Annotated in this window: 22 protein-coding genes and 1 pseudogene; 16 read left to right on the top strand and 7 right to left on the bottom strand. The window is 33.4% G+C overall.

All coding sequences use genetic code 11. The features are described 5' to 3' along the window. The first annotated feature begins 32 nt into the window (after positions 1-32). The 3 genes from rsmA to proC all read left to right on the top strand — a co-directional run bounded on the left by rsmA (position 33) and on the right by proC (position 3039). Positions 33-818 carry a 16S rRNA (adenine(1518)-N(6)/adenine(1519)-N(6))-dimethyltransferase RsmA gene (gene rsmA, locus DM444_RS06220; RefSeq protein ID WP_111284938.1) on the top strand — a complete coding sequence of 262 codons (786 nt, stop codon included), beginning with the start codon at positions 33-35 and terminating at the stop codon, positions 816-818. Beyond that, the gene (mgtE, locus tag DM444_RS06225; protein WP_111284939.1) at positions 802-2151 is read left to right on the top strand and encodes a magnesium transporter; all 1350 of its coding nucleotides are present in this window, start codon (positions 802-804) and stop codon (positions 2149-2151) included. Before rsmA ends, mgtE begins: the two co-directional genes overlap by 17 nt. Positions 2152-2262: 111 nt before the next feature. Further along, on the top strand, positions 2263-3039 hold the full coding sequence (gene proC / locus DM444_RS06230; protein WP_095930297.1) for a pyrroline-5-carboxylate reductase: 777 nt from the start codon (positions 2263-2265) through the stop codon (positions 3037-3039). A gap of 86 nt (positions 3040-3125) precedes the next feature. Here proC and DM444_RS24085 read toward each other — a convergent pair. Both DM444_RS24085 and nhaA read right to left on the bottom strand, forming a co-directional pair. After that, a pseudogene (locus DM444_RS24085) lies at positions 3126-3383 on the bottom strand (c-type cytochrome); the annotation flags it as partial. A gap of 184 nt (positions 3384-3567) precedes the next feature. Beyond that, on the bottom strand, positions 3568-4707 hold the full coding sequence (nhaA, locus tag DM444_RS06240; RefSeq protein ID WP_111284941.1) for a Na+/H+ antiporter NhaA: 1140 nt from the start codon (positions 4705-4707) through the stop codon (positions 3568-3570). A 226-nt stretch (positions 4708-4933) separates the two neighbouring features. Here nhaA and DM444_RS06245 point away from each other — a divergent pair, with 226 nt between their 5' ends. The 6 genes from DM444_RS06245 to DM444_RS06270 all read left to right on the top strand — a co-directional run bounded on the left by DM444_RS06245 (position 4934) and on the right by DM444_RS06270 (position 8272). Next, on the top strand, positions 4934-5884 hold the full coding sequence (locus tag DM444_RS06245; RefSeq protein WP_111284942.1) for a 2-hydroxyacid dehydrogenase: 951 nt from the start codon (positions 4934-4936) through the stop codon (positions 5882-5884). A gap of 106 nt (positions 5885-5990) precedes the next feature. After that, on the top strand, positions 5991-6491 hold the full coding sequence (locus DM444_RS06250) for a DUF805 domain-containing protein (protein ID WP_239455599.1): 501 nt from the start codon (positions 5991-5993) through the stop codon (positions 6489-6491). 16 nt (positions 6492-6507) lie between these two features. Then, entirely contained in the window at positions 6508-6786 is a 279-nt protein-coding gene (locus DM444_RS06255; protein WP_111284944.1) for a TM2 domain-containing protein, read from the top strand. Between the two features lie 212 nt (positions 6787-6998). Continuing rightward, positions 6999-7253, top strand: a complete 255-nt coding sequence (locus DM444_RS06260) for a TM2 domain-containing protein (RefSeq protein ID WP_111284945.1) — start codon at positions 6999-7001, stop codon at positions 7251-7253. An 87-nt stretch (positions 7254-7340) separates the two neighbouring features. Next, a complete protein-coding gene (locus DM444_RS06265; RefSeq protein WP_111284946.1) occupies positions 7341-7727 on the top strand; it encodes a DUF805 domain-containing protein in 387 nt (128 codons plus the stop codon). Positions 7728-7813: 86 nt separating this feature from the next. Then, positions 7814-8272 carry a hypothetical protein gene (locus tag DM444_RS06270; protein ID WP_111284947.1) on the top strand — a complete coding sequence of 153 codons (459 nt, stop codon included), beginning with the start codon at positions 7814-7816 and terminating at the stop codon, positions 8270-8272. An 88-nt stretch (positions 8273-8360) separates the two neighbouring features. Here DM444_RS06270 and DM444_RS06275 read toward each other — a convergent pair whose 3' ends face one another. Then, positions 8361-10163: a GNAT family N-acyltransferase gene (locus DM444_RS06275; RefSeq protein ID WP_111284948.1), complete on the bottom strand. Its 1803-nt coding sequence runs from the start codon at positions 10161-10163 to the stop codon at positions 8361-8363. Positions 10164-10282: 119 nt separating this feature from the next. Between DM444_RS06275 and DM444_RS06280 the strand changes: the two genes are divergently transcribed. From DM444_RS06280 to DM444_RS06300, 5 genes are all read left to right on the top strand, one after another. Continuing rightward, on the top strand, positions 10283-11044 hold the full coding sequence (locus tag DM444_RS06280) for an exodeoxyribonuclease III (RefSeq protein WP_111284949.1): 762 nt from the start codon (positions 10283-10285) through the stop codon (positions 11042-11044). Positions 11045-11191: 147 nt separating this feature from the next. Next, the gene (locus DM444_RS06285; RefSeq protein ID WP_111284950.1) at positions 11192-12136 is read left to right on the top strand and encodes an OmpA family protein; all 945 of its coding nucleotides are present in this window, start codon (positions 11192-11194) and stop codon (positions 12134-12136) included. 205 nt (positions 12137-12341) lie between these two features. Then, entirely contained in the window at positions 12342-12593 is a 252-nt protein-coding gene (locus tag DM444_RS06290) for a hypothetical protein (protein ID WP_111284951.1), read from the top strand. Further along, complete coding sequence (locus DM444_RS06295) at positions 12586-12879, top strand: type II toxin-antitoxin system RelE/ParE family toxin (protein WP_111284952.1); 294 nt, start codon at positions 12586-12588, stop codon at positions 12877-12879. Before DM444_RS06290 ends, DM444_RS06295 begins: the two co-directional genes overlap by 8 nt. A 198-nt stretch (positions 12880-13077) precedes the next feature. Further along, the gene (locus tag DM444_RS06300; RefSeq protein WP_111284953.1) at positions 13078-14115 is read left to right on the top strand and encodes an aldo/keto reductase; all 1038 of its coding nucleotides are present in this window, start codon (positions 13078-13080) and stop codon (positions 14113-14115) included. Positions 14116-14219: 104 nt separating this feature from the next. Here the strand turns inward: DM444_RS06300 and DM444_RS06305 are convergent, their stop codons facing one another. From DM444_RS06305 to DM444_RS06315, 3 genes are all read right to left on the bottom strand, one after another. Continuing rightward, the gene (locus tag DM444_RS06305; protein ID WP_111284954.1) at positions 14220-14843 is read right to left on the bottom strand and encodes a murein L,D-transpeptidase catalytic domain-containing protein; all 624 of its coding nucleotides are present in this window, start codon (positions 14841-14843) and stop codon (positions 14220-14222) included. Between the two features lie 8 nt (positions 14844-14851). Further along, positions 14852-16012 carry a vWA domain-containing protein gene (locus DM444_RS06310; RefSeq protein ID WP_111284955.1) on the bottom strand — a complete coding sequence of 387 codons (1161 nt, stop codon included), beginning with the start codon at positions 16010-16012 and terminating at the stop codon, positions 14852-14854. A gap of 183 nt (positions 16013-16195) precedes the next feature. Then, a complete protein-coding gene (locus DM444_RS06315) occupies positions 16196-17161 on the bottom strand; it encodes an SIMPL domain-containing protein (RefSeq protein ID WP_111284956.1) in 966 nt (321 codons plus the stop codon). A 148-nt stretch (positions 17162-17309) separates the two neighbouring features. On the opposite strand from DM444_RS06315, the gene DM444_RS06320 reads away from it, so the two are divergent. Continuing rightward, positions 17310-19127 carry a tetratricopeptide repeat-containing sensor histidine kinase gene (locus DM444_RS06320; RefSeq protein ID WP_239455600.1) on the top strand — a complete coding sequence of 606 codons (1818 nt, stop codon included), beginning with the start codon at positions 17310-17312 and terminating at the stop codon, positions 19125-19127. Beyond that, a complete protein-coding gene (locus tag DM444_RS06325; RefSeq protein ID WP_111284957.1) occupies positions 19124-19873 on the top strand; it encodes a LytR/AlgR family response regulator transcription factor in 750 nt (249 codons plus the stop codon). Before DM444_RS06320 ends, DM444_RS06325 begins: the two co-directional genes overlap by 4 nt. A gap of 299 nt (positions 19874-20172) precedes the next feature. Here DM444_RS06325 and DM444_RS06330 read toward each other — a convergent pair whose 3' ends face one another. Further along, complete coding sequence (locus DM444_RS06330) at positions 20173-22137, bottom strand: transglycosylase domain-containing protein (RefSeq protein ID WP_111284958.1); 1965 nt, start codon at positions 22135-22137, stop codon at positions 20173-20175. Positions 22138-22305: the final 168 nt, after the last annotated feature.

Here is a 22305-nt window from a genome sequence, read left to right on the forward strand (position 1 = left end):
TTTGCAGCCTCGTGGCAAACAAGATAAATGAAATGGAAAAAGTAAAAGCCAAAAAACATTTAGGACAGCACTTTCTTAAAGATGAAAGTATCGCAAAAGCTATTGCTGATACTTTGACTTTTAAGGGATATGATGAGGTTTTAGAAATAGGACCAGGGATGGGTGTGCTTACTAAGTACTTACTTGAAAAGCCAGTTAACACACACGTTATTGAGATCGACACAGAATCTGTGGCATATTTGGATGCCAATTATCCAAAATTAAAAGATAAAATTATCTCTCAGGATTTCCTGAAGTATAATATAAATGAAGTTTACCAAAATAAACAATTTGCCATAATTGGTAACTTTCCGTACAATATTTCTTCTCAGATTGTTTTTAGGACATTAGAGCTTAGAGACCAGATTCCAGAATTTTCTGGAATGTTTCAGAAAGAAGTAGCTGAGCGTATCTGTGAAAAGAAAGGCTCAAAAACCTACGGAATACTATCAGTTTTAGCTCAGGCTTTCTATGATACCGAGTATCTGTTTACGGTTAATGAAAACGTTTTTATTCCTCCGCCCAAGGTGAAATCGGGTGTGATGAGAATGACCCGAAAGGAAGATTATAGTCTTCCTTGCAGCGAAAAGTTGTTTTTTACAGTTGTAAAAACTGCTTTTCAGCAGAGACGAAAAACATTACGTAACAGTTTGAAAACATTAAATTTATCAGACAATTTGCGAGAAGACACTATCTTTGATAAACGTCCGGAGCAACTTAGCGTTGATGAATTTATTGAACTAACTCAAAAAATAGAAACCGATGGAGTTCAAAGTTAGTAGAGAATTTATACACCAGTTAGAGGAACTTATCAATAAGAAAAACGACAACGAACTTGAAGTTTTACTTAATGATCTGCACCACGCCGATATTGCCGAAATCTTAGAAGAATTAGATTTTGATGAGGCAACTTACATCTTTAAGGTTTTAGATAGTGATAAAACTGCCGAAATTCTTCTTGAATTAGAGGAAGATCTGCGTGAAAACATCTTAAGCCGACTTTCACCAAAGGAAATCGCGGAAGAGCTTGATGAGCTTGAAACTAATGACGCTGCCGACATTATTGCCGAACTTTCGCAAGAAATAAAGGCAGAAGTAATCTCGGAATTAGTCGATGTTGAACACGCCAAAGACATTGTTGATCTTTTGCGTTACGACGAAAACACTGCTGGTGGTTTGATGGGTAAAGAGCTTGTAAAAGTGAATGAAAACTGGAACGTTTTGACCTGCGTAAAAGAAATGCGAATTCAGGCCGAGAATGTTTCTAGAGTACATTCAATTTATGTGGTTGACGATGAAAACCGTTTAAAAGGAAGATTATCACTTAAAGATTTATTGACTTCTTCTACCAAAACGCAAATTGGTGATGTTTATATCCGAAAATTAAATTTTGTAAAAGTTGATACTGAAGACGTTGAGGTTGCTCGTATCATGCAGAAGTACGACTTAGAGGCTATTCCGGTGGTTGACGAATTAGGGCGTTTGGTGGGAAGAATTACCATCGATGACATTGTAGACGTAATCAAGGAAGAAGCCGATAAAGATTACCAGTTAGCGGCGGGTATCACGCAAGACGTTGAATCGAATGACAGCGTTTACGAATTGACAAAAGCACGTTTGCCTTGGCTTTTAATTGGAATGGTGATCGAAATTGTAGCTTCTTTTGTTTTGAAAGGAAACGAAGCAACTTTTCAAAAATATTCTACTTTAATCATATTTGTGCCTTTGCTTTCTGCAACTGCAGGAAATATTGGAGTTCAGGCTTCGGCAATCGTGGTACAAGGTTTGGCAAACGGAACGCTGAAAGATTTCAGCCGTGCTTATTTTACTAAAGAAATTACCGTTTCTATGATATCGGGAAGTATTATCTCTTTGCTTTTATTAGGATACCATTCTATTATGTATCAGCAATATTTGGTAGGATTTGCGATTTCAATTTCGATGATTGTAGTAATTCTTTTTGCAGCAACTTTAGGAACTTTAGTACCGCTTTTCTTGAACAAAAATAAAATTGACCCCGCAATTGCTACTGGTCCGTTTATCACAACAACCAATGATGTATTTGGAATTATGCTCTACTTTGGTGTAGCAAACTTAATTCTTGGATTTTAGATTTTTGCCACAAATTAGCAGATTACAGTGATTTAAGATCTCTAAAATCTACGTAATTTACAGGCGGAAAAAATGCTGTTTATCAGTTACGAATAATTAAAGCCAACCAAAATGAAAGTACACATTATTGGAGGAGGAAACCTTGGGGTTTCTATTGCCTTGGGAATTGCTAAATTCTCGAAAAACAACCAAGTTACTGTCACACGAAGAAACATAGCAAGCATTCAATATTTATCTGAATATGGAATTGCTGTTTCAAACGATAATAAACACAACATCCAGGAAGCTGATGTTGTAATTTTAACTATAAAACCGTATCAGGTAGATACTGTTTTGGCTGAAATTTTGCCAGTTATTCAAAACAAAACAATTGCTTCAGCAGTAAGCGGATTGTCTTTGGATGTGCTTCAAACCAAAACAAACTACGAATATCCAGTTGTACGTATTATGCCAAATATTGCGGCGCAGTTTGGAGAATCGGCGACTTGTATTTCTTTCCCAGAAAAATATGCGGCAAATGCTTCGCCAATTGTTGATTTATTCCAAGATTTAGGAACAGCTCCAGTAATCGACGAAAAATTGATGGATGCAGCAACCGTTTTAGGCGCTTGCGGAACAGCGTATGCATTGCGTTATATTCGCGCGTCTATGCAAGCAGGAATCGAAATTGGATTTGATTCTAACACCGCTTTGGCAATTGCAGCACAAACCGTAAAAGGAGCGGCAAAAATGCTTTTAGAAGAAAGAGTGCACCCAGAACAATTAATCGACCGTGTAACAACACCTCAAGGTTGTACAATTGTAGGTTTAAATGAAATGGAACACAATGGCTTCAGTTCATCATTAATTAAAGGGATTAAGACTTCTTTGAAACAAATCAAAGGGTAGATTTTAAAGAAATTCCAATCCCGAAGCTTCGGGATAAATTCCAAATTCCAATTCTTGTTGGGGTTTGGGATTTTTTGTTTTTAAGTTTAATCAATTATTCTCGAACAATATTTGATTACGAAAGGAAGATTGTTTTCATCTAGAACGTCTTTAAACATTGTACGATGATAATCGATTCCTAAATTCTCAATTTTAGTGCTGTCGATTTTATGGTTTTTCCTTAGCATCCATTTGACAAAAACCAATGAGTCTAAATTTCTAAATGCAGGTCCTGTACTCTTGGCATCTAATTTATGACAAGCTGCACAATTGGAATTAAAAATCTCTTTTCCTTTGGAAGCATCTCCTATTAATTCAAAAGCTTGGGTTCCGCAAAACGGAACGGGCATTTGAGGATCTAAGTTTGGGCGTGAAGGATTGTATTTTATTTGATAAAAGATAATACCAGCAAGCAATATTATAAGTGATATTGATATCGTAAGTATTTGTCTGATTCTTTTCATTTATTAAACTTACTAAATTGGAATTTTATTTCAATCTGTTCAGCGTGTATTTCAAATAAACAAATCCCATAAGTCCCGCCAAAAATGATGCAATCAAAATCGCAATTTTAGAAAAAACAATAATTTCTGGATTTTTAAAAGCAAGAACTGTAATGAAGATTGACATTGTAAAACCAATTCCGCCCAGCATTCCTGCACCTAAAATATGCGCCCATTTTAAATTTTTCGGTAAAGTGCACAAGCCTGCCGTTACGCCAACAGAAGAGAAAAGCAAAATTCCAAGTGGTTTTCCAACTACTAGTCCGAGAATGATTCCGTATGTGTTGACATGATTTAAACCTTCATGCCAGTTTTCGGTAATCGTTAAAGCAGTATTGGCAATTGCGAACAAAGGCAAAATGAAAAAAGCAACGGGTTTGTGTAGAAAATGCTGCAACTTGTATGAAGACGTTTTTTCTCCGCCATCTCCAAACGGAATAACAAATGCCAAGATCACACCAGTAATTGTGGCGTGAACGCCAGAATTAAGCATAAAATACCACATTACAACTCCACCAATGAGATATGGAATTAGGTTGTGAATTTTCATTCGGTTTAAAACAAAAAGAAGACACCAAATTCCAAGTGCAATTCCGAGATTTAGAAAAGAAATTGACGTGGTGTAAAAAATCGCAATCACGATAATGGCACCCAAATCATCAATTACGGCCAAAGCAGTTAAAAACACTTTTAATGAAGCTGGAACTTTATTTCCGAGAAGTGACAAGATTCCGATTGCAAAAGCAATATCGGTCGCCATTGGAATTCCGGCTCCGTTTTGTGTGGTCGTTCCGTAATTTAAAACTAAAAATATTGCGGCAGGAACTAGCATTCCGCCAAAAGCGGCCATTATTGGCAAAGAAGCATTTTTAAAATTCGATAATTCGCCATGATATATCTCGCGTTCAAGCTCCAAACCGATTAAAAGGAAGAAGATGGTCATTAATCCGTCGTTGATCCAGTGGGTTATAGAATGTCCCACAATTTCTTTTTCCCAAAATGCCACATACGGAATTTGAACCGTTGAGTTGGCAAGAAAAAGAGATAAAAGCGTGACCAAGAGCAAGATAATTCCTCCCGATTTTTCGTTTTCAAAAAAGGCTGTAAAAGTCTTGGTTAATTTCATTGCAGAAGATTTTCTGGAGTATTGAAGTTAGAATTTGAAAATTCTTATTCTTTCAAAGTTAGAAAAAATCTAAGCAATAAAAAAGAGTTTGCCAGGAAGGCTTGGAAGCAAGAAGCTTTTATTTTTTTGTCTTCCACTATTTCTTTGCGGTTTCGCGACTTTACGAGATTAAAATCAAAATCTTAAACAATTCCCGTATTTTTGTATTTATAAAATTCTACACAAAATGAGTATAAAAATTCTTCATATCGACAGCAATAATCCGATTCTTTGGAATCAATTGGAAGAAGCTGGTTTCGAAAATCATGCTGATTTTAAATCTTCAAAAGAAGAAATCGAAACAAAAATTCAAGACTATAACGGAATCGTAATTCGCAGTCGTTTCAAGATTGACAAGACTTTTTTAGATGCTGCAACAAAGTTGCAATTTATTGCAAGAGTTGGCGCAGGTTTGGAAAGTATTGATTGTGAGTATGCTTCTTCGAAAGGAATTCATCTTATTGCAGCTCCAGAAGGAAATCGCAACGCTGTTGCAGAACATTCGCTTGGCGTAATTTTATCTTTATTCAATAACTTAAATCAAGCAGACGCAGAGGTTAAAGCAGGACAATGGAATCGCGAAAGCAATCGCGGTCATGAGCTGGATTTAAAAACAGTCGGAATTATTGGTTACGGAAATATGGGAAAAGCTTTCGCTAAAAAACTACGAGGTTTTGATACAGAAGTTTTATGCTACGATATTTTGGATAATGTTGGGGATGAAAATGCCAAACAAGTTTCATTAGAAGAATTACGTGAAAAAACAGACGTTTTAAGCCTTCATCTTCCTTGGACACCAGAAACAGATAAAATGGTCAACAGCGACTTTATAAATGCGTTTAAAAAGCCTTTTTGGATCATCAATACTTCTCGCGGTAAAAACATAGTGACAGCAGACTTGGTTGAAGCGATGAAAGAGAAAAAAATATTAGGTGCAGGTTTGGATGTTTTGGAGTATGAAAAACTTTCGTTCGAAACGCTCTTTCAAGATAAAAACACGCCAGAAGCCTTTCAATATCTTTTGGAAGCCAAAAATGTCTTACTGACGCCTCATATTGCAGGTTGGACTTTTGAAAGCCATGAACGTCTAGCTCAGGTAATTGTCGATAAAATTAAAGCAGTTTACAATAAAAAATAGCGTACAGGCTTTAGATTTTAATAACGAGGTTTTTCTTGTGAATTTTATTTAGTGAGATTAGTTTTATTTGTTAATTTTTAATAATATTGTTTCCGAATTTCAAAGAATGAGTCTAAATAACTTGTTTGGCCGAAGCTTGGAGCATACCGAAAATCCTAAAAAGAGTAGGGAAAAGCTAACGATTTTAAATATGATTGAATGGTATAAAATTGCCATGTTCCAGAACTATGCAAACTTTAGCGGAAGAGCTAGAAGAAGTGAATATTGGTATTTTCGCCTTGCGACAGGAATTCTCTTTTTTGCATTTGCTTTTTTAGCGATAATATTATCTGCAATTCTAGGCCCAATAGTAGGTCTTTCAATTGTAGGAGTTCTATTTTTTCTTTACATGCTTGCATCTATAATTCCGTCTTTGTCGGTTACAGTTAGAAGAATGCATGATTTGGGCAAAAGTGGCTGGACAATTTTAGTTGCTTTAATTCCGTTCGCTGGACCTATTTGGATGTTAGTTTTGTTGATTACAGAAGGAGAGTTTGGAGAAAACTATTACGGTCCAGACCCAAAAAGTACAACAGAAGAAATTGATGAAATTGGAATTAATAATTAACTAAATAATATAAAAAATGGAAACAACAAAACCAGAAAGCTGGAACACACCGTCGCAACCAAGACAGGAAAATAAGAAAGTATTAGCTGGACTTATGGGTATTCTTTTTGGATCTTTAGGAATTCACAAATTTGTACTTGGTTATACTCAAGAAGGAATTATACAAATCGTAATTAGTGTAGTTACTTGTGGAATTGGTAGTATAATCGGATTTATTGAAGGAATCATTTACTTGACAAAATCAGATGAAGAGTTTTACCAAACTTACCAAGTTGGTAAAAAAGGCTGGTTTTAAGAGAAAAACGCATATAATACTAGAAATCCCATTCAATCAATTTTGAATGGGATTTTTTTTATGCAATAAATTGTCTTTTTCTGTTATAATAAAAACTTTTAGAGATTATACTTTGGCTTACCACTTTATAATATTGCAGACTTTTTAAGAGCATTCTAGAAACAAAAAAGATGCTCTTTTAAGTCATAACAAATAAAAATATTATTTAGAAAATGGAAAACACAAATTCAGGAAAAGTAGAGAATAAAAAAGTTGTTGCAGGAATTTTAGGTATTGTATTAGGAGCTTTCGGTGCTCATAAATTTTATTTAGGTTACCAAAAAGAAGGGATTATTCAATTAATTGCTAGTGTGGTTACTTTTGGACTTGGTGGAATGGTTGGATTTGTTGAAGGAATCATCTACTTAACAAAATCAGATGATGAGTTTTATCAAACGTATCAAGTTGGAAAAAAACCTTGGTTCTAAGATTAGAATAAAAAATCCCTTTCAGTAACGATTGGGATTTTTTGTTTTAATGAAGTTTATGTTGTCTAATCAATAAAAGCTTTAATAATGATCGAAATATATAAAAAGGTAGTTCTGCATAATTATGCGAACTTTAATGGAAGAATACGAAGAAAAGAATACTTGGCTTTTATTTTAGTGCACATTATTCTAGTAATCATGCTGAATAAAATAGATAATGTTGCCAAATTGACTTTTGAAGAAACGAAAATAGGAGCGTTAGGATTAATATACAATCTATTTGTATTGATTCCTTTAATTGGGGCAACGGTAAGGAGAATGCATGATGTTGGCAAAAGCAGTTTGTATGCCTTAATTCCATTTTATAATGTCATATTGATATGCACAGGAGGTGGAGAAGGGACAAATAGCTATGGCGAAGATCCTATAGATGAAATGGAGTATTTAAGAGAATTGGGGAAAGATCTTAATTAGTTATAAAAAAAATGTAAATGAGGAACTTCTGCTTCAGTAGAATGTTGGTTTTTTGTTTTAAAATTACTCACTCAAATTAAAGATATATGGATTTTTCTATAGAAACAGATACTGCAGGAGCGAAAGTTTATGAATTAGCTGATGAATTGATAGATTCTTTAGAAAATAAAATAAACAAAAAGTATAAAAAAGTAAATCTTTCAATCGGAATTGGATTGCGATGTCTTCCTAAAAGTTATGAAAGAAAATCGTTTATACGATACTCAAAAAAGGAAAACTTCTTAACAATAGATATTACTGTTTCTTTAGAACAATATGAAAAAATGTATAAAGTAGAACAGCGATATCATTTAGGGAAAATTTTTCTTGAGTATTTAGATAATGCTTTAGATAAACATAAATTTGATGGTTTAGATAAAGAAGAATTTATCGATAATATTAAAAATTGGGCGAAAAAAATTCCAATTAAAATGGATAGTGGAGAAATTAAATTAAATAATTGGTTTAATGAAGAGATTGATTGGAGTGCAGATCTAGATAAGTAATTTAATAAAAAGTTATTTAAGCAAAAATCCCATTTACTAATTAAGCAAATGGGATTTTCTAATTTTATTATATATCAAAAGAGAAAACTTAATCTTCCTTCTCAGATAATTTACGTTCCAATTCAATCTGAAACTCTTCGATAACAGGTTTCATTGTGCTTTCTGGAATATCTGCAATTCTAATGTACATTAAACCATCAATTGCATTGTTGAATAATGGATCAACGTTGAAAGCTACAACTCTTGCATTTTGTTTGATGTATTTCTTAATTAAAACAGGCAAACGTAAGTTTCCTGGTTCTAATTCGTCAATGATTTTGTCAAACTTGTTCAAATCAGATTCTGCTTCGTCGAAAATGAAATCTTTATCAGCGTCTTTCAGTTTTACTTTGTACGCTTTTTTCGGGTGAATATATTGTGCAATATACGGATCATAATAGTTAGATTTCATGAACTCAATCATCAACGATTTAGAGAAATCTGAAAACTGATTACTGATACTTACACCGCCAACTAAATATTTATGTTCTGGATGGCGCAAAGTGGTATGAATAATACCTTTCCATAATAAGAACAAAGGCATTGGTTTTTGCTGATAATCTTTTACGATAAATGCACGACCCATTTCGATCGATTTATGCATCATATCGTGAAGTTCCGGCTCAAATCTGAAAAGATCAGTTAGATAGAAACCTTCAATTCCGTATTTTGGATAGATTTCAGAACCTAATCCCATACGGTATGCTCCAGCGATTTTTTTGGTTTCATCATCCCACAAAAACATATGGTGATAATATTGATCGTATTCGTCTAAGTCAATAGATTCATTAGTTCCTTCACCAACTTCACGGAAAGTGATTTCACGTAAACGACCAATTTCATGTAAAATGTTCGGAATTTCTTTTGCGCTGGCAAAGAAAACTTCATAGTTTTTACTTTGCAAAAATCTGCTGTCGCTGTTTCTTAAAGCCTGAACTTCATCAATTAATTTTGATTCGTTTGCAGGAGTAACAATTTTTTTAGGTGCTTTTGTGATTTTTAAGCTAGCTGTGTCAATCAGTTTAGTGTCTTTCTCAAACGGATTGGCAAGCATATAGGTTTTCTTTCTCAAGAATTCTGAATATTCTTCAAAAGATTCAATCTCATTTTGCTCAGATACAGAAATTGGTTTTCCGATACGAACTTTAATTACACGATCTTTCTGCGTTAGAAGTTCAGAAGGTAATTTTGCAGTACGTAAAGTATCATCAATTTTAGAAAGCCAGTAGAATAATTTACTGTTTTTGGCATGAAAGTAAATAGGAACTACAGGAACTTTTGCTTTTCTGATTAATTTCAGTGCACCTTCTTCCCAAGGTTTATCAACTACTAATTTACCATCTTTATAAGTTGAAACTTCACCAGCTGGGAAAATACCCAAAGGTTTTCCGTCGCTTAAATGACGTAAAGTTTCTTTAATACCAATTACGCTCGACTTTGCATCCTTATGATTTTCAAAAGGATTAACCGGCATAATGTATTTTTTCATCGGAACAATTCTATGTAACAAGAAATTGGCAATGATTTTAAAATTCGGCTCTCTTTCAAGCATTAATTTCAAAAGCAAAATTCCATCAATTCCTCCAAGCGGATGGTTTGAAATGGTAATATACGCACCATCTTTTGGCAGACGCTTCAAATCTTCTTCAGGGATTTCGAACTTAATTTCCATTTCGTCCAAAATTCCGTTCAAAAACGCAAGGTCTTCCAGGTGTTTATTACGGTCGTAAATTTTATTAAGGGTCGAGATCTTAAGAACCTTCATAAGAATCCAGCCAGAAAATGTACCGAAAACTCCGTACTTTTCAACATTTATTGCTTTTGCAACTTCTTTCGCGGTAACTAAACCCATGTACTACTTTTAAATTATTAGAACAGCGAACAAAGATAACAAAAAAGTCTACTTTTCATTGTTTCCAAGATAAACTTTGCACTTTTTTATTACATTTGAAATCCTTAAAAAAATCACTGATGAAAATTATTTCTTATAATGTAAACGGAATTAGAGCTGCAATAAACAAAGGTTTTATTGAGTGGCTGCAACAAGCAAATCCTGATGTTATCTGCCTTCAGGAAATAAAAGCTACACAAGATCAAATTCCAGTAGACGATCTTACAGCAGCGGGTTATCCGTTTCAATATTACTATCCAGCGACTAAAAAAGGATATAGCGGAGTTGCTATTCTTTCTAAAACAAAGCCAAATAATATAGTTTATGGAACAGGAATTCATCATATGGATTTTGAAGGCAGAAATCTTCGTGCAGATTTTGACGATGTTTCTGTTATGAGTCTTTATCTTCCATCTGGAACAAATATTGAAAGATTGGATCATAAGTTTATGTTTATGGATGATTTTCAGAATTATATAAATGAATTAAAACTTACGATTCCAAATCTGATTATATGTGGCGATTATAATATTTGTCACGAAGCAATTGATATTCACGATCCAGTTCGTAACAAAACGGTTTCTGGATTTCTTCCTGCAGAGCGCGCTTGGTTGGATGCTTTTATGAAATCTGGATTTATAGACAGTTTCCGTCATTTCAATAAAGAACCGCATCATTATTCTTGGTGGAGTTACCGTGCAGGAGCGAGAGGAAACAACAAAGGTTGGCGTATCGATTATAATTTGGTAAGCAATGCGCTAGAAAACAGATTAAAAAGAGCTGTTATACTACCAGACGCTATGCATTCAGATCATTGTCCGATTTTAGTCGAGATTGATTAATTTTTGGTATTGTTCTTGTAAAGTAAAATGCAGTTTAAATTTCAAGTATGAATTCAGATTCTTGCTTTTGGAGTTTGGAATTTAAAATTTGGAATTTGACTAAAAGTTTTGATTTGTTAAACGCCCCCATAAAAATAATTAAGTAAGATGATTAAAAAAGCCTCTATTGGATTGCTGGCAATAGCTTTATCCACAACGTCATGTGTTTCTAAGAAAATTTATAATGATTTAGAAACGAAATATTCTGATTTGAAAAAAGAGAATCGTTCTATTGCTGATGAAAATGAAAGTTTAAAGCAAGCAAAAAATCAGTTAGAACTAGATCGCGATAAACTGACTAAAGATTTGGCAAGCACAAAAGATGATTTGGCAAAACAAAAAGCTGATCTTGCTGCTGAACAAAAGAAATATAAAGTATTACAAGATTCTTATAATGCGTTAGAGAAAAACAGCAATGATGCATTGGAGAAAAACATGGCTAAAAACCGTGAATTGTTAGCGCAATTAGAAGCAAAAGGTAAAGCTCTTGCAGATGAACAAGCTCGTTTGGACAAAACAGCAGGTCGTTTGAAAGAACTTGAAGATATGATCGCAGCGAAAGAAGAAGCAATGCGAAAACTAAAAGAGACTTTATCTAAAGCCTTAACTGGTTTTGAAGGTAAAGGTTTAACAGTTGAACATAAAAACGGAAAAGTTTATGTTTCTATGGAAAACAAATTACTTTTCAATTCAGGAAGCTGGGCAGTTGGAACAGAAGGTAGAAAAGCGGTTGTAGAACTTGGAAAAGTTTTAGGTGACAATCCAGATCTTTCTGTTTTAATTGAAGGACATACAGACGATGATCCATACGCAGGTTCTGGACCAATTGCAAACAACTGGGATTTATCGACTAAAAGAGCAACAGCAATTGTTGCAATTTTGAGCGAAAACCCAAAAATCAATAAACAAAAACTAACAGCAGCGGGAAGAAGCGAATTCTCTCCTTTGGCAAGTAACACAACGCCAGAAGGAAAAGCTAAAAACCGTAGAATCGAAATTATCTTGACACCAAGATTAGATGAGATTGCGGAGATGCTTAATAGTATTAATTAAAGATTCTAAGGTTCTGAGATGCTAAGCTTCTAAGATTTTTAAAAAGGTTCAAAGTTTTATTTTGAACCTTTTTTGTTCCTGCAAGATTCCCAAAACCTTGAAAGTTTCTTATTAGATTTGAAGCTTTAGTTTTGGAATTTGGATTTTTCAAATTGGAATTTTTCTTTTATTATTTTCGTAACTTTGGATTTCAAAAATTTAGGCTATGGGGCTTCCAGAATTAAAAGAGAAAATAAAAAATCAATTAGATTTGGCTGATGAAAGAGTTCTGCGAATTGTTTCTTCCGTATTTGATAATTATTTAAATGAAGTGGTTTCGTATGATGCGAAAGGAAATCCCATGACATTAACTGATTATCATAATAAAGTAGAAGAAGGTTTAGAGGATATTAAATATAATCGAATAATTTCCAGTGAAGATTTGTCAAAAGAAATGAAAGATTGGGATAATGAATAAACCAACAGTTTTTTGGTCAGAAAATGCAAAATTGGATTTGAAGGAAATTTATTTTGAGCTTAAAAGTAAATATTCGAAAGTAACCGCATTAAAAGTTAGAGACGAATTATTTAATAGTGCGAATAATATCGTTTTTGCAGAGCAGTTTCAATTCGATGAATATAGGATAGATTGCCGTAGAATTGTGGTCAGAAATTTTAAAATTCTATATCAAATAAAAGATGATTCTGTTTTCATTGTTAGGATTTTCAATGCATTTCAAAATCCATTAAAAAGTTTAAAATAAATCTAGAAACAAAGGTTCTAAGGTACAAAGGCTCAAAGGTTTTTCTTTGAGCCTTTTTTGTTCCTACAAGGTTTGAAAAACCTTTCAGGAAGGTATCAGTAAAAAAACTTGTACTTTTTTTAACCTTTTTCAAATCCTGATTTGAAAAATCCCTTTGTACCTTTGTCCCTTTGCAACTTTGAACCTTTTAGAAAAAAAATGAAATACACTACATTACCTAACACCGATATAAAAGTTAGTAAAATATGCCTTGGAACAATGACTTTTGGGCAGCAGAATACAGAAGCAGAAGGACACGAACAAATGGATTATGCTCTTGAAAGAGGAGTTAATTTCTTTGATACTGCCGAAATGTACTCGGTTCCTGCGAGTGAAGCGACTTACGGAAGCACAGAAAAAATTATTGGAACTTGGTTTAAGAAATCAGGAAATAGAGATAAAGTTATTTTAGCGTCTAAAATTGCGGGTCCGAATCCGAATTTTGGTTATATGCGTGAGAAATTGGATTTTTCTCCAGCAAGTATTAAATATGCGGTTGAAAATAGCTTAAAAAGACTGCAAACCGATTATATCGATTTGTACCAAATGCACTGGCCAGAAAGAAAAACGAATAATTTTGGACAGCGTGCTTTTCACGGACATGATGATGTTTGGGAAGATAACTTCAGAGAAATTCTTGAAACTTTCGACGGATTAATTAAAGAAGGTAAAATCAAACATATTGGAGTTTCTAATGAAAATGCTTGGGGAATGATGCGCCTTTTGGAAGAAAGCAAATACAACAATCTTCCAAGAATCAAAACTGTTCAAAATCCGTATTCTTTATTGAACCGTTTATTTGAAGTGAATTCTGCAGAAGTTTCAAAATATGAAAATGTTGGTTTATTAGGATATTCGCCTTTAGCATTCGGAGTTTTGACTGGAAAATTCTTAACTGGAGAAAGTCACCCGAAAGCGAGAATTAATCTTTTTCCGCAATACAAACGTTACAATAGCGACCAATGTACCGAAGCGACTAAATTGTATCTGGAAATCGCTAAAAAACATGGTTTAACGTTAACGCAATTGGCAATGGGATTTGTGTTGCAACAGCCATTCTTGACAAGTTCTATTATCGGAGCGACAACTATGGAACAATTAAAAGAAAACATCGACACAATTGATGTGGTTCTTTCTAAACAAATTTTAGCAGAAATTGATGCAGTTCAGGCTATAATTCCAGATCCGGCTCCTTAAAAAATGTACACAATCAAACCTAACAGGTTTTAAAAACCTGTTAGGTTTCAGACTGACAATACAAAAATCCCGATAATCTTGATTATCGGGATTTGTTTTTTGAATTAATAATACATAACCAAAATGATTTTCTTTTTAGAATTGTCAATCAGTTTTTCGAGAACGCCGAAGAACTTTTCGTTTACCATTGGACATCCAAGACTATTGCAAATTGGATAGGGTTGTTCATCAAATGGAATTTCAGAATACTTATGAAGCACTATATTTCGATCAAAAGCATTGCTATTGGTTTTGTCTAAACCATATAATTTATAGGCTTTTCCAAACGTTCCAAAATAAGAACTACCAATAGCATATTTGCCTAACGAACTGCAATTGGAATTTTTAATATTGCTGAATTTTAACTCGCCTGGAATTCCTGTTTCCGAACCAGAACCATGTCCAACCAAACCTTTATCTAGCAATTTGCTGTGTTTCAAATCATAAATAAAAAACCTATTTCTTCCAGATTCTATCTTCATGACTAAAAATAGCGCAACATCTGAATTGTATTTTGAAGATTTCCCCAAGAAGCTTCTTATTTCAGCAATTTCACTTTTTAGTTTCTTTTCATAGGAATAAATCGGTTTTGTAGTTCTTGTATCTTTTGTTTTCTCTTTTTTATTTTCACAGCTCAAACAAATCAACGGAATCGCAGCAAAGAGCAGAAAGAAGATTTTCTTTTTCATTGGAATTCTTATTTCTCAACCGTATAGCCTTTTACTTTAGCGAAAGCTAGAATAGAAGAGTTTATCGTATTTCCAAGATCGTCTTGCGTTTTAGTTTTTTTAGCTTCAGTATCAATATATTGCTGACGCTTTTTTGCCAAGACACTAATTTCTTTCTGAATTGTTTCTCTTTCTTTTTTCTTTTCGTTTACGATTACCTGAATTTCAGCAGTAGTTTTATTTTGAAGTTCTGCCGGAAGTTCTTCTTTCTGAATTTTAGAAATAGCGCCTGCATCATCTTTTACTTTATCTACTAAATCCCAACTTTCGTTTTTATAAGCCGCTTTCGATTTGCTTACCGCGCGATCAGTATAATTGGAAGCCGAAACCATTTTAGCATTCTGATCCTGCATTACTTGGTTTCTTTTTTTATCTGCACCTTTCGCTCCGTAATTGATATAGGTTTTATTGATTTTTTCATCACATTTAGCGATTTCATCATCATATGGTGTTGCAATATATTGAACCGCTTTGTCCGAATCGATATTGAAATATTTTCCTTTTCCGCGATCTGCGCCGTCTTTCCAAAATGAATTAATGCCTTCTGTTTTGTCTCCGCAGAAAATAGTATTCACATAAATATTATTTTTCAAAGCATCGCTAATTGTTTCCTTATAACTGATTTTTCCCTGATCGAATCCTTCATTTCCTGCAATGTAAATCAGTTTCATACTATTGTTTTCTGCTGACCATTTTAATCCTTTGGTCGCATCCTGAATTACGGCGCCACAATATTCACTTCCGCCATTAGTTCTTAAAGCAAATAATTTCTCCGAAATCAAATCCAAATCTGTCGATAAAGGCGTGACTTGTCGAATGTAATTTGACTTTTCAGATAAACCGTCATTTCCATATTCATATAAAGAGATTTCGATATCTGGCGTTTTTCCTTCGTATTTTAAAGTCGTTAAAGTGTTTACAATATTCCACAATCTCGATTTCGCCTGATCGATTAATCCGTCCATACTATTAGAAGTGTCCAATAAAAGCGCGACTTGAATTTTGGTCGTTTCACCTGAATCCGGTTTTTCGATTTCAGTATTTTTTATTGGTTTTGCATTAGACGAATTACACGCAGCAAAAGAAATTGACGCCGCCAAAAGTGCTGTTATAAAAAGATTTGATTTCATAATTTTAGTTTTTAATTGGATGATTACAGATCAAACTTAGAAACTAAAAAAGCACGTTTTTGGGACAAATGGTGAAACAGTCTTTTGACTTGGTGAAATAGTTATGGGATTGACTAGATAAATTACAACGCGGATAACGAATCTGTTTTATCCGCGTCAAAATGTTGTGCTTTTAATTATGTTTTAATTGGTTGGTTTTGGAGAATTGACATTAATAGGTTTTAAATCGCCATTTGGAGTAATCAGAATAAATTCTTTATCTGTTTTGGCAACTTGTTTCTTTTCTTTTTCTCTGTTAATGAAAATCTTTACTTCATATTGTACTTGAATAACTGGTTCCAAAACCGCAGGATTAATGATGAAGTCGAATTCTTTATTGAATACAGGCTGATAATATAGCGTAGTCGATTTATTGGTCTGATTAACATCTGCAGATTTTTTTAAGTTTAAAGAAGAACTGTTGTACGCTTCATACGATTTGTACATTTCGACAGGTAAATTCACAATAAAACCATCGGTAATTCTTTTTTCAACGTTTGTGAATGTTTCTCCAAGAAGAAGTTCATAGTTCTTGATTTTTTCCTGAATCAGCAGTTTGGCTTTGTTCATCATTTCTTTTTTGATGGTTTCCAATGAGTTTGAGAAGTAATCAACTCGAACCAAATCGTATATCTCATGATTAGATAAAATCGAAATAAAATCATTCAGCTGATTTGGATCGGAGTATTTTATGTGGATGTTTTTCTTCAACTCAAATCCCACAGGAACTTCATTGTAAGTTTTACGGCTAAAAATCTTTTTCTCTACTTCATATTCATAAACCGGAACAAAAGAAATCATATCGACGAAAATCTCAACGCCTTTTTTGAGTTTGATTTCGCTTAACGAACGTTCAATTCTCTGGTCAATTAGTTCATTGACTTCTTTAGTTGTTTTACCCGTTTGAGTCGTACTGAAAATTGCTGTGTAAGAATCTGCTTTGACATTGGCAAGCCCTTTTACACTTGCTATAATTCCTTCGCTAGAAGAGAAACTAATATCAATAGCATTATTATCAGTATATTGATTCTGATAATTGACATTTCCAGAAACTTGTCCAATAATAAACTGAGAAAAAAGGATGAAAGAGGAGTAAAATAGTTTTTTCATAATGATGGTTTTTAAGATTATGAGGTAAAAGTATTGATCGAAAAAACGTATTTTTGAGAGAATGGGTCAACAGGCCGTTTGACTTGGTGAATGTGATAGGATAGGAATTTGAAATTAAGTTACTTTACACTTTCTAAATAACTTGTTTGTGAAACGTCATGTATTAATTGTTTTTAGTCTGCTTTTTTTAGCGTTTTTATTTCCTCACGAAATAATAGCGCAGTCACTTCCTGAAAAAAGTGAAAAAAAGAGTAAAGCCGTAATAAGTAAAACCGCTGAAGAATTATCTAAATCATTAGATGAAAACGATGAATCGAAAATTGCTCAAAACTATGAAAAGCTGGCTAATGATTTTTTAAGCAAAGGCGATAATGCAAAAGCAGAAGAATATTTTAAAAGAGCTTTAAACTCTTTTACCAAATTAAAACTGACCGATGATAAAACGCGCGTTACAAGAAGTTTGGCTAAAGTTCAGGAAAATCAGAAAAACTTCGATTCTGCTATAAAAAATTACGAAGCTGCAGGTTCACTAACAAAAGACGCATCTGAAGAGAAAATCAATCTTAACGATGCCAACCGACTCAAAAATCAATCTAATCCTGCAAGTCAGACAGATTATTTGAATTCTAATATTGAATTGCTAAAAAAAGAAAAAAAAACCGAAGAAGTTAGTAAAGCTTATATTCAGAAAGCAGAGAATTCTTTGCAGTTAAAGGACAAAGCAGTAGCAATTGAAAGTTATAAAAAAGCTTTAAAATATGCGAAAGACAAACCAGAAGAAGTTAAAATCAAAAATGAAATTGCAAAAGTTTACGTAGCAGACAATCAATTTGATAAAGCGCTTGCCATTAATGAAAAACTGCTTGCTGATGCCAAAACCAATAACGATTTTACTACCGAAATAAAACAGCTGCAATCGCTGGCTTCGCTTTACTTTGAAAAGAAAGAGCCAGAAAAAGCAATTTCTTCCCTAAAAGAAGCTTACGATTTATCTTTTCAGAAAGGAAATTCATCGGAAGCCAAAAAGAGTTTATCTTCATTAATCAAATATTATAAAACAAAAGGCGAGGACAAGGAAAGCATGGCTTTGTACGAACAGTTTTTTAATAATTTCGAACAATTAATCAAATCCGATACGACTTTAATTGATGCTAAAACTTTTCAGGTTACAGAAGATAAAATTCGTCAGCTTGAAAAAGAAAAGGTTTTAAAAGACGAATTGATTTCGAAGAAAAACTCCTTCAATTATTTCCTTTTAGGTTCAATTGGTTTGTTACTGCTTTTGTTTTTCTTCATTGTAAAAGCGTTTTATTCGATCAGAATCAAAAATAAGGAAATCGCTTTGCAATCATTGCGTCGCGAAATGAATCCGCATTTTATTTTTAATAGTTTGAACAGCGTAAATCAGTTTATTGCCGAAAATAAAGAATTGGAAGCCAATAAATATTTGACTTCCTATTCGAATCTGATGCGAAATATGATGGAAAATTCTAATAAAGATTTTATTTCATTGGATAAAGAAGTGGAACAATTAAAGAAATATCTGGATTTAGAACATTTGCGTTTTCAGGATAAATTCGATTTTGAAATTGTGGTTGACGAGTCTCTCGATACCGAAAGAGTTTTTGTTCCAAATATGATTATGCAGCCACATTTAGAAAATGCCATTTGGCACGGATTACGTTATTTGGATAAAAAAGGCTTTTTGTCACTTCGATTTGAGTTTAAAAACGGAAAAATCAATGTGATAATTGAAGACAACGGAATTGGTTTAACCAAAAGCCGAGAACTCAAAACGACTAATCAGAAAATCTATGAATCGCGCGGTTTGAACAATACCAAAGAAAGAATTGACCTTTTGAAAGAATTGTACAAAAAGGATATTTCATTTACTGTTTCGGAAAAAGAAGTACCAGAATCAGGCACGATTGTTCAAATTGTTTTTCCATTAATTGACAAAATATGATGACTTTACAGAAAATAAAAAGTGTAATTGTCGAAGACGAATTGGCAGCGCGTGAAGTGCTTAAAAATTATTTGAGCAAATATTGTCCGCAAGTTGAGGTTGTAGGTGAAGCGCAGAATATAAAAGAAGCCGTTCCGTTGTTGCATGAAATTAAACCGCAGTTGGTTTTTCTAGATGTAGAAATGCCTTTCGGAAATGCTTTTGATGTTTTGGAAGCTTGTAAAGATCTTCAATTTGAGACTATTTTTGTAACTGCTTTTTCTGAATATTCGCTTCGTGCTTTAAATCAAAGTGCAGCTTATTATCTTTTAAAGCCAATCAGCATTGAAGAATTGATTATTGCGGTAAACAAAGTGCATCATCAGATTTTAAATCATGAAATATTCAATCGAAATAAAATTATTGTAGAGAATTTCCACGAACAAAAACCAGAAAAACAACAAGTCATTCTTCCAACGCTTGAGGGTTTTGAAGTCGTAAAAATGGAAGATATCGTGCGTCTTCGAGGAAACGGAAATTTTACCGATTTGTATTTAAATACTGGAGCCAAGAAAATGGTCTGCCGATTTCTGAAGCATTTTTCGGAGATTTTGCCTTTGCCTTTTATTCGTGTTCATAAATCGCATATCATCAATCTCAATTGCGTGAAATCGTATAATAAAGGCGGAATCGTAACATTAAACGATGAAACTGAAATTGAAGTTTCGCCAACTTATAAAGAAGAGTTTTTAAAGAACTTTAAATAGTTTTTTTGCTAATGCCACAAAGGCACTAAGGCACAAAGTTTTTTAATCTCGCAAAGACGCAAAGTCTTTTGAATAGTCCCTAGCTTTAGCTAGGGGAATAAGATCGAAATAGAAAAGGGCTTTAGCCAAACTTATAAAGTTTGGCTAAAGCCCTTAGATTTGCATTTATATTTCCATCCAGCTAAAGCTGGACGCAATTGAGTTTAAAAAATTAATTTTGCTCCCGAAGCCTCGGGACTGCGTCTTTGCGAGATTAAAAACAAAAAAACTTTGTGTCTTAGTGCCTTCGTGGCAAAAAATTACAAATCAAATTCATCATCAACAGATAAAGAATCTGTTTTGATTGCTGTAGAATCTGGAACTTTAATTTTGATTAAAGAACGTGCATTTCCTGAAATGTAAACAGGCAATAAACCAATTGTGTCTTCAGGAACTAAAAGTCCTCTTCTGAACATTAAATTTTTTAGGAATTTTTGGTTTTTAATAGCGTAATCTTTCAAGTTACCTTCATCATTAAACTGATACATGAATTTTCTTGGTTTCGGAATAATCGTTGCCAAGTATAAACATTCGTCAACATTTAAAGCCGAAGGGCTTTTTTGGAAATAGAAATGACTCGCTTCGCCAATTCCGTATACATTTGGACCCCATTCAATAATATTGAAATACACTTCCAGCATTCTTTCCTTGCTTACAATTCGGTTGTTTTCTAAAATGTAAACTAGAAGGATTTCTTCAAGCTTTCGCGAAAGCGTCTTTTCACGAGTTAAAAAGACATTCTTAATTAACTGCATGCTGATTGTGCTGGCACCGCGAGAGAATTTCTTAGTTCGAATGTTCTTAAGAATTGATTGTTTGAACGCTTCGTTTATGAATCCGCGATGTGAGAAGAAAGACGGATCTTCGGTCGTTAAAACGCATTTTCTCAAATATGGAGAAATTTGGTCCAAAGGAGTATAATTAGGATTTGCATTTCCAACCAAAACAGGTCTTTGTAATACGTTTTGAATAATCGCTCGATATACAAATTCGCCATTTAATTTATTTAAATCTGCTTCGCCATATTTGGTGATTTTTAAATCTTCTTTATTTAATTTACTATCAAAAATAAGAGTGTTTGGTTTGTTTTTGTTGAATTTGAAATCTAGCTTATAATCAAAATTTCCAGTTGCCTGCATTCCTTGAAAATGTGTAAATAATCCGTCAGGAAGCGAAACAATAAAATCCTGCGCTTTCATTTTCGGAATATCGACTTTCAAAGTATAAACCGTGTCTTTTTCAGTGTCGTAAGAAATATAAGGGCGAACTTTAATCTTGTTCAATTGCATGGTCGAAGAACTGTCGATAGAAATAAAACTATCGCCCAATAAAAAACGGTAATCAAAACGGGCATTTTTTATCACCACATCTTTGCTCGCGATTTTTGGGTGATTGATTTTAAGATTTGCGATAGAAGTGTAACCGTCGATATGAAGTTCGCTGCCACTTTTGTCAATGTTTTGAACATTCAGACGAATAGAATCAAAACTTGCTTTTAAGTTATAACGCTGATCTAAATATGGAACGCGAATAGCGCCAGTATCTAAATTGAAAAACCGAATATCTGCTTTTTTATTTCTCGGATCAGCAAATCCTTTAATGTTCCAGCGCTGATCAAAATCTTTTGCTTGGACATGAAGATTGGTCTCGAGCTGTTTGTTGTTTAAAACGAGTTTATCTACGCCTATAGAAGTTTGTTTTCCGTTATCGTCGATTTTGAATTGAAAGTTTTTCAAATCCATGTCGGTTGGAACCAAATTCAGCACTTTTGAAATAATTCTGTATGCAAAAGCAGCATATTTGCGTTTTTCGTTCGATTCTGTTTCCTCTTTGTCTCTTTTTAAAAAGGCATCAAAATTTCGTTTTTTGCCTTTTTTGACTAATTGAATATAACCGTTATCAACTTTTAAAGTTCCAAGCTGAACATCGCCAATTAATAAATTACTTAAACTGATGCTAGTTTCTACATTTTTAATTTTGCAAAGCGTGTCAGCATTTATTGGTGCCAAAACCACATCTGTCAATTTTATGGTTGATAAACCATCAAATGAAGCCGACTCTACAGAAAAGTTACTGTTGTATTGCACGGCCATTTTATGAGTGACTTTTGCGATAGCCTGTTTTAAAAGCGAATCACGAAAATAGTAAAGTCCGATGCAAAGCACTACGATTACTATTCCCAGTATTTTTAGCGCTTTGTATATTTTTTGTTTTGGAAAATTCATAAAATTAATTTGCTTCGAAATTATTCAGTTTTCAAATCTAGGATAAATTTAAATTTAAAATTATCAGCTTGTAGAGTTTTTCTTTTAATTTTTAAACAATATGTCTAAAATGCTGATATAATAATGTTTGTGTTTACTTGTCGATATTATTTTAAAAGGTTACGACCT

The organism is Flavobacterium ginsenosidimutans (assembly GCF_003254625.1).
Lineage (GTDB): Bacteria > Bacteroidota > Bacteroidia > Flavobacteriales > Flavobacteriaceae > Flavobacterium > Flavobacterium ginsenosidimutans.

What these genes read in the sequence shown, in the direction of transcription:
- proC (WP_095930297.1), top strand. Translation starts at nt 2,263, where the DNA reads ATGAAAGTACACATTATTGGAGGAGGAAACCTTGGGGTTTCTATTGCC.
- nhaA (WP_111284941.1), bottom strand. Translation starts at nt 4,707, where the DNA reads ATGAAATTAACCAAGACTTTTACAGCCTTTTTTGAAAACGAAAAATCG.
- DM444_RS06290 (WP_111284951.1), top strand. Translation starts at nt 12,342, where the DNA reads ATGGGGCTTCCAGAATTAAAAGAGAAAATAAAAAATCAATTAGATTTG.
- DM444_RS06260 (WP_111284945.1), top strand. Translation starts at nt 6,999, where the DNA reads ATGGAAAACACAAATTCAGGAAAAGTAGAGAATAAAAAAGTTGTTGCA.
- DM444_RS06285 (WP_111284950.1), top strand. Translation starts at nt 11,192, where the DNA reads ATGATTAAAAAAGCCTCTATTGGATTGCTGGCAATAGCTTTATCCACA.
- DM444_RS06275 (WP_111284948.1), bottom strand. Translation starts at nt 10,163, where the DNA reads ATGGGTTTAGTTACCGCGAAAGAAGTTGCAAAAGCAATAAATGTTGAA.
- DM444_RS06325 (WP_111284957.1), top strand. Translation starts at nt 19,124, where the DNA reads ATGATGACTTTACAGAAAATAAAAAGTGTAATTGTCGAAGACGAATTG.
- DM444_RS06265 (WP_111284946.1), top strand. Translation starts at nt 7,341, where the DNA reads ATGATCGAAATATATAAAAAGGTAGTTCTGCATAATTATGCGAACTTT.
- DM444_RS06255 (WP_111284944.1), top strand. Translation starts at nt 6,508, where the DNA reads ATGGAAACAACAAAACCAGAAAGCTGGAACACACCGTCGCAACCAAGA.
- DM444_RS06245 (WP_111284942.1), top strand. Translation starts at nt 4,934, where the DNA reads ATGAGTATAAAAATTCTTCATATCGACAGCAATAATCCGATTCTTTGG.
- DM444_RS06310 (WP_111284955.1), bottom strand. Translation starts at nt 16,012, where the DNA reads ATGAAATCAAATCTTTTTATAACAGCACTTTTGGCGGCGTCAATTTCT.
- DM444_RS06330 (WP_111284958.1), bottom strand. Translation starts at nt 22,137, where the DNA reads ATGAATTTTCCAAAACAAAAAATATACAAAGCGCTAAAAATACTGGGA.
- DM444_RS06250 (WP_239455599.1), top strand. Translation starts at nt 5,991, where the DNA reads ATGAGTCTAAATAACTTGTTTGGCCGAAGCTTGGAGCATACCGAAAAT.
- DM444_RS06315 (WP_111284956.1), bottom strand. Translation starts at nt 17,161, where the DNA reads ATGAAAAAACTATTTTACTCCTCTTTCATCCTTTTTTCTCAGTTTATT.
- DM444_RS06270 (WP_111284947.1), top strand. Translation starts at nt 7,814, where the DNA reads ATGGATTTTTCTATAGAAACAGATACTGCAGGAGCGAAAGTTTATGAA.
- DM444_RS06300 (WP_111284953.1), top strand. Translation starts at nt 13,078, where the DNA reads ATGAAATACACTACATTACCTAACACCGATATAAAAGTTAGTAAAATA.
- DM444_RS06305 (WP_111284954.1), bottom strand. Translation starts at nt 14,843, where the DNA reads ATGAAAAAGAAAATCTTCTTTCTGCTCTTTGCTGCGATTCCGTTGATT.
- rsmA (WP_111284938.1), top strand. Translation starts at nt 33, where the DNA reads ATGGAAAAAGTAAAAGCCAAAAAACATTTAGGACAGCACTTTCTTAAA.
- mgtE (WP_111284939.1), top strand. Translation starts at nt 802, where the DNA reads ATGGAGTTCAAAGTTAGTAGAGAATTTATACACCAGTTAGAGGAACTT.
- DM444_RS06280 (WP_111284949.1), top strand. Translation starts at nt 10,283, where the DNA reads ATGAAAATTATTTCTTATAATGTAAACGGAATTAGAGCTGCAATAAAC.
- DM444_RS06295 (WP_111284952.1), top strand. Translation starts at nt 12,586, where the DNA reads ATGAATAAACCAACAGTTTTTTGGTCAGAAAATGCAAAATTGGATTTG.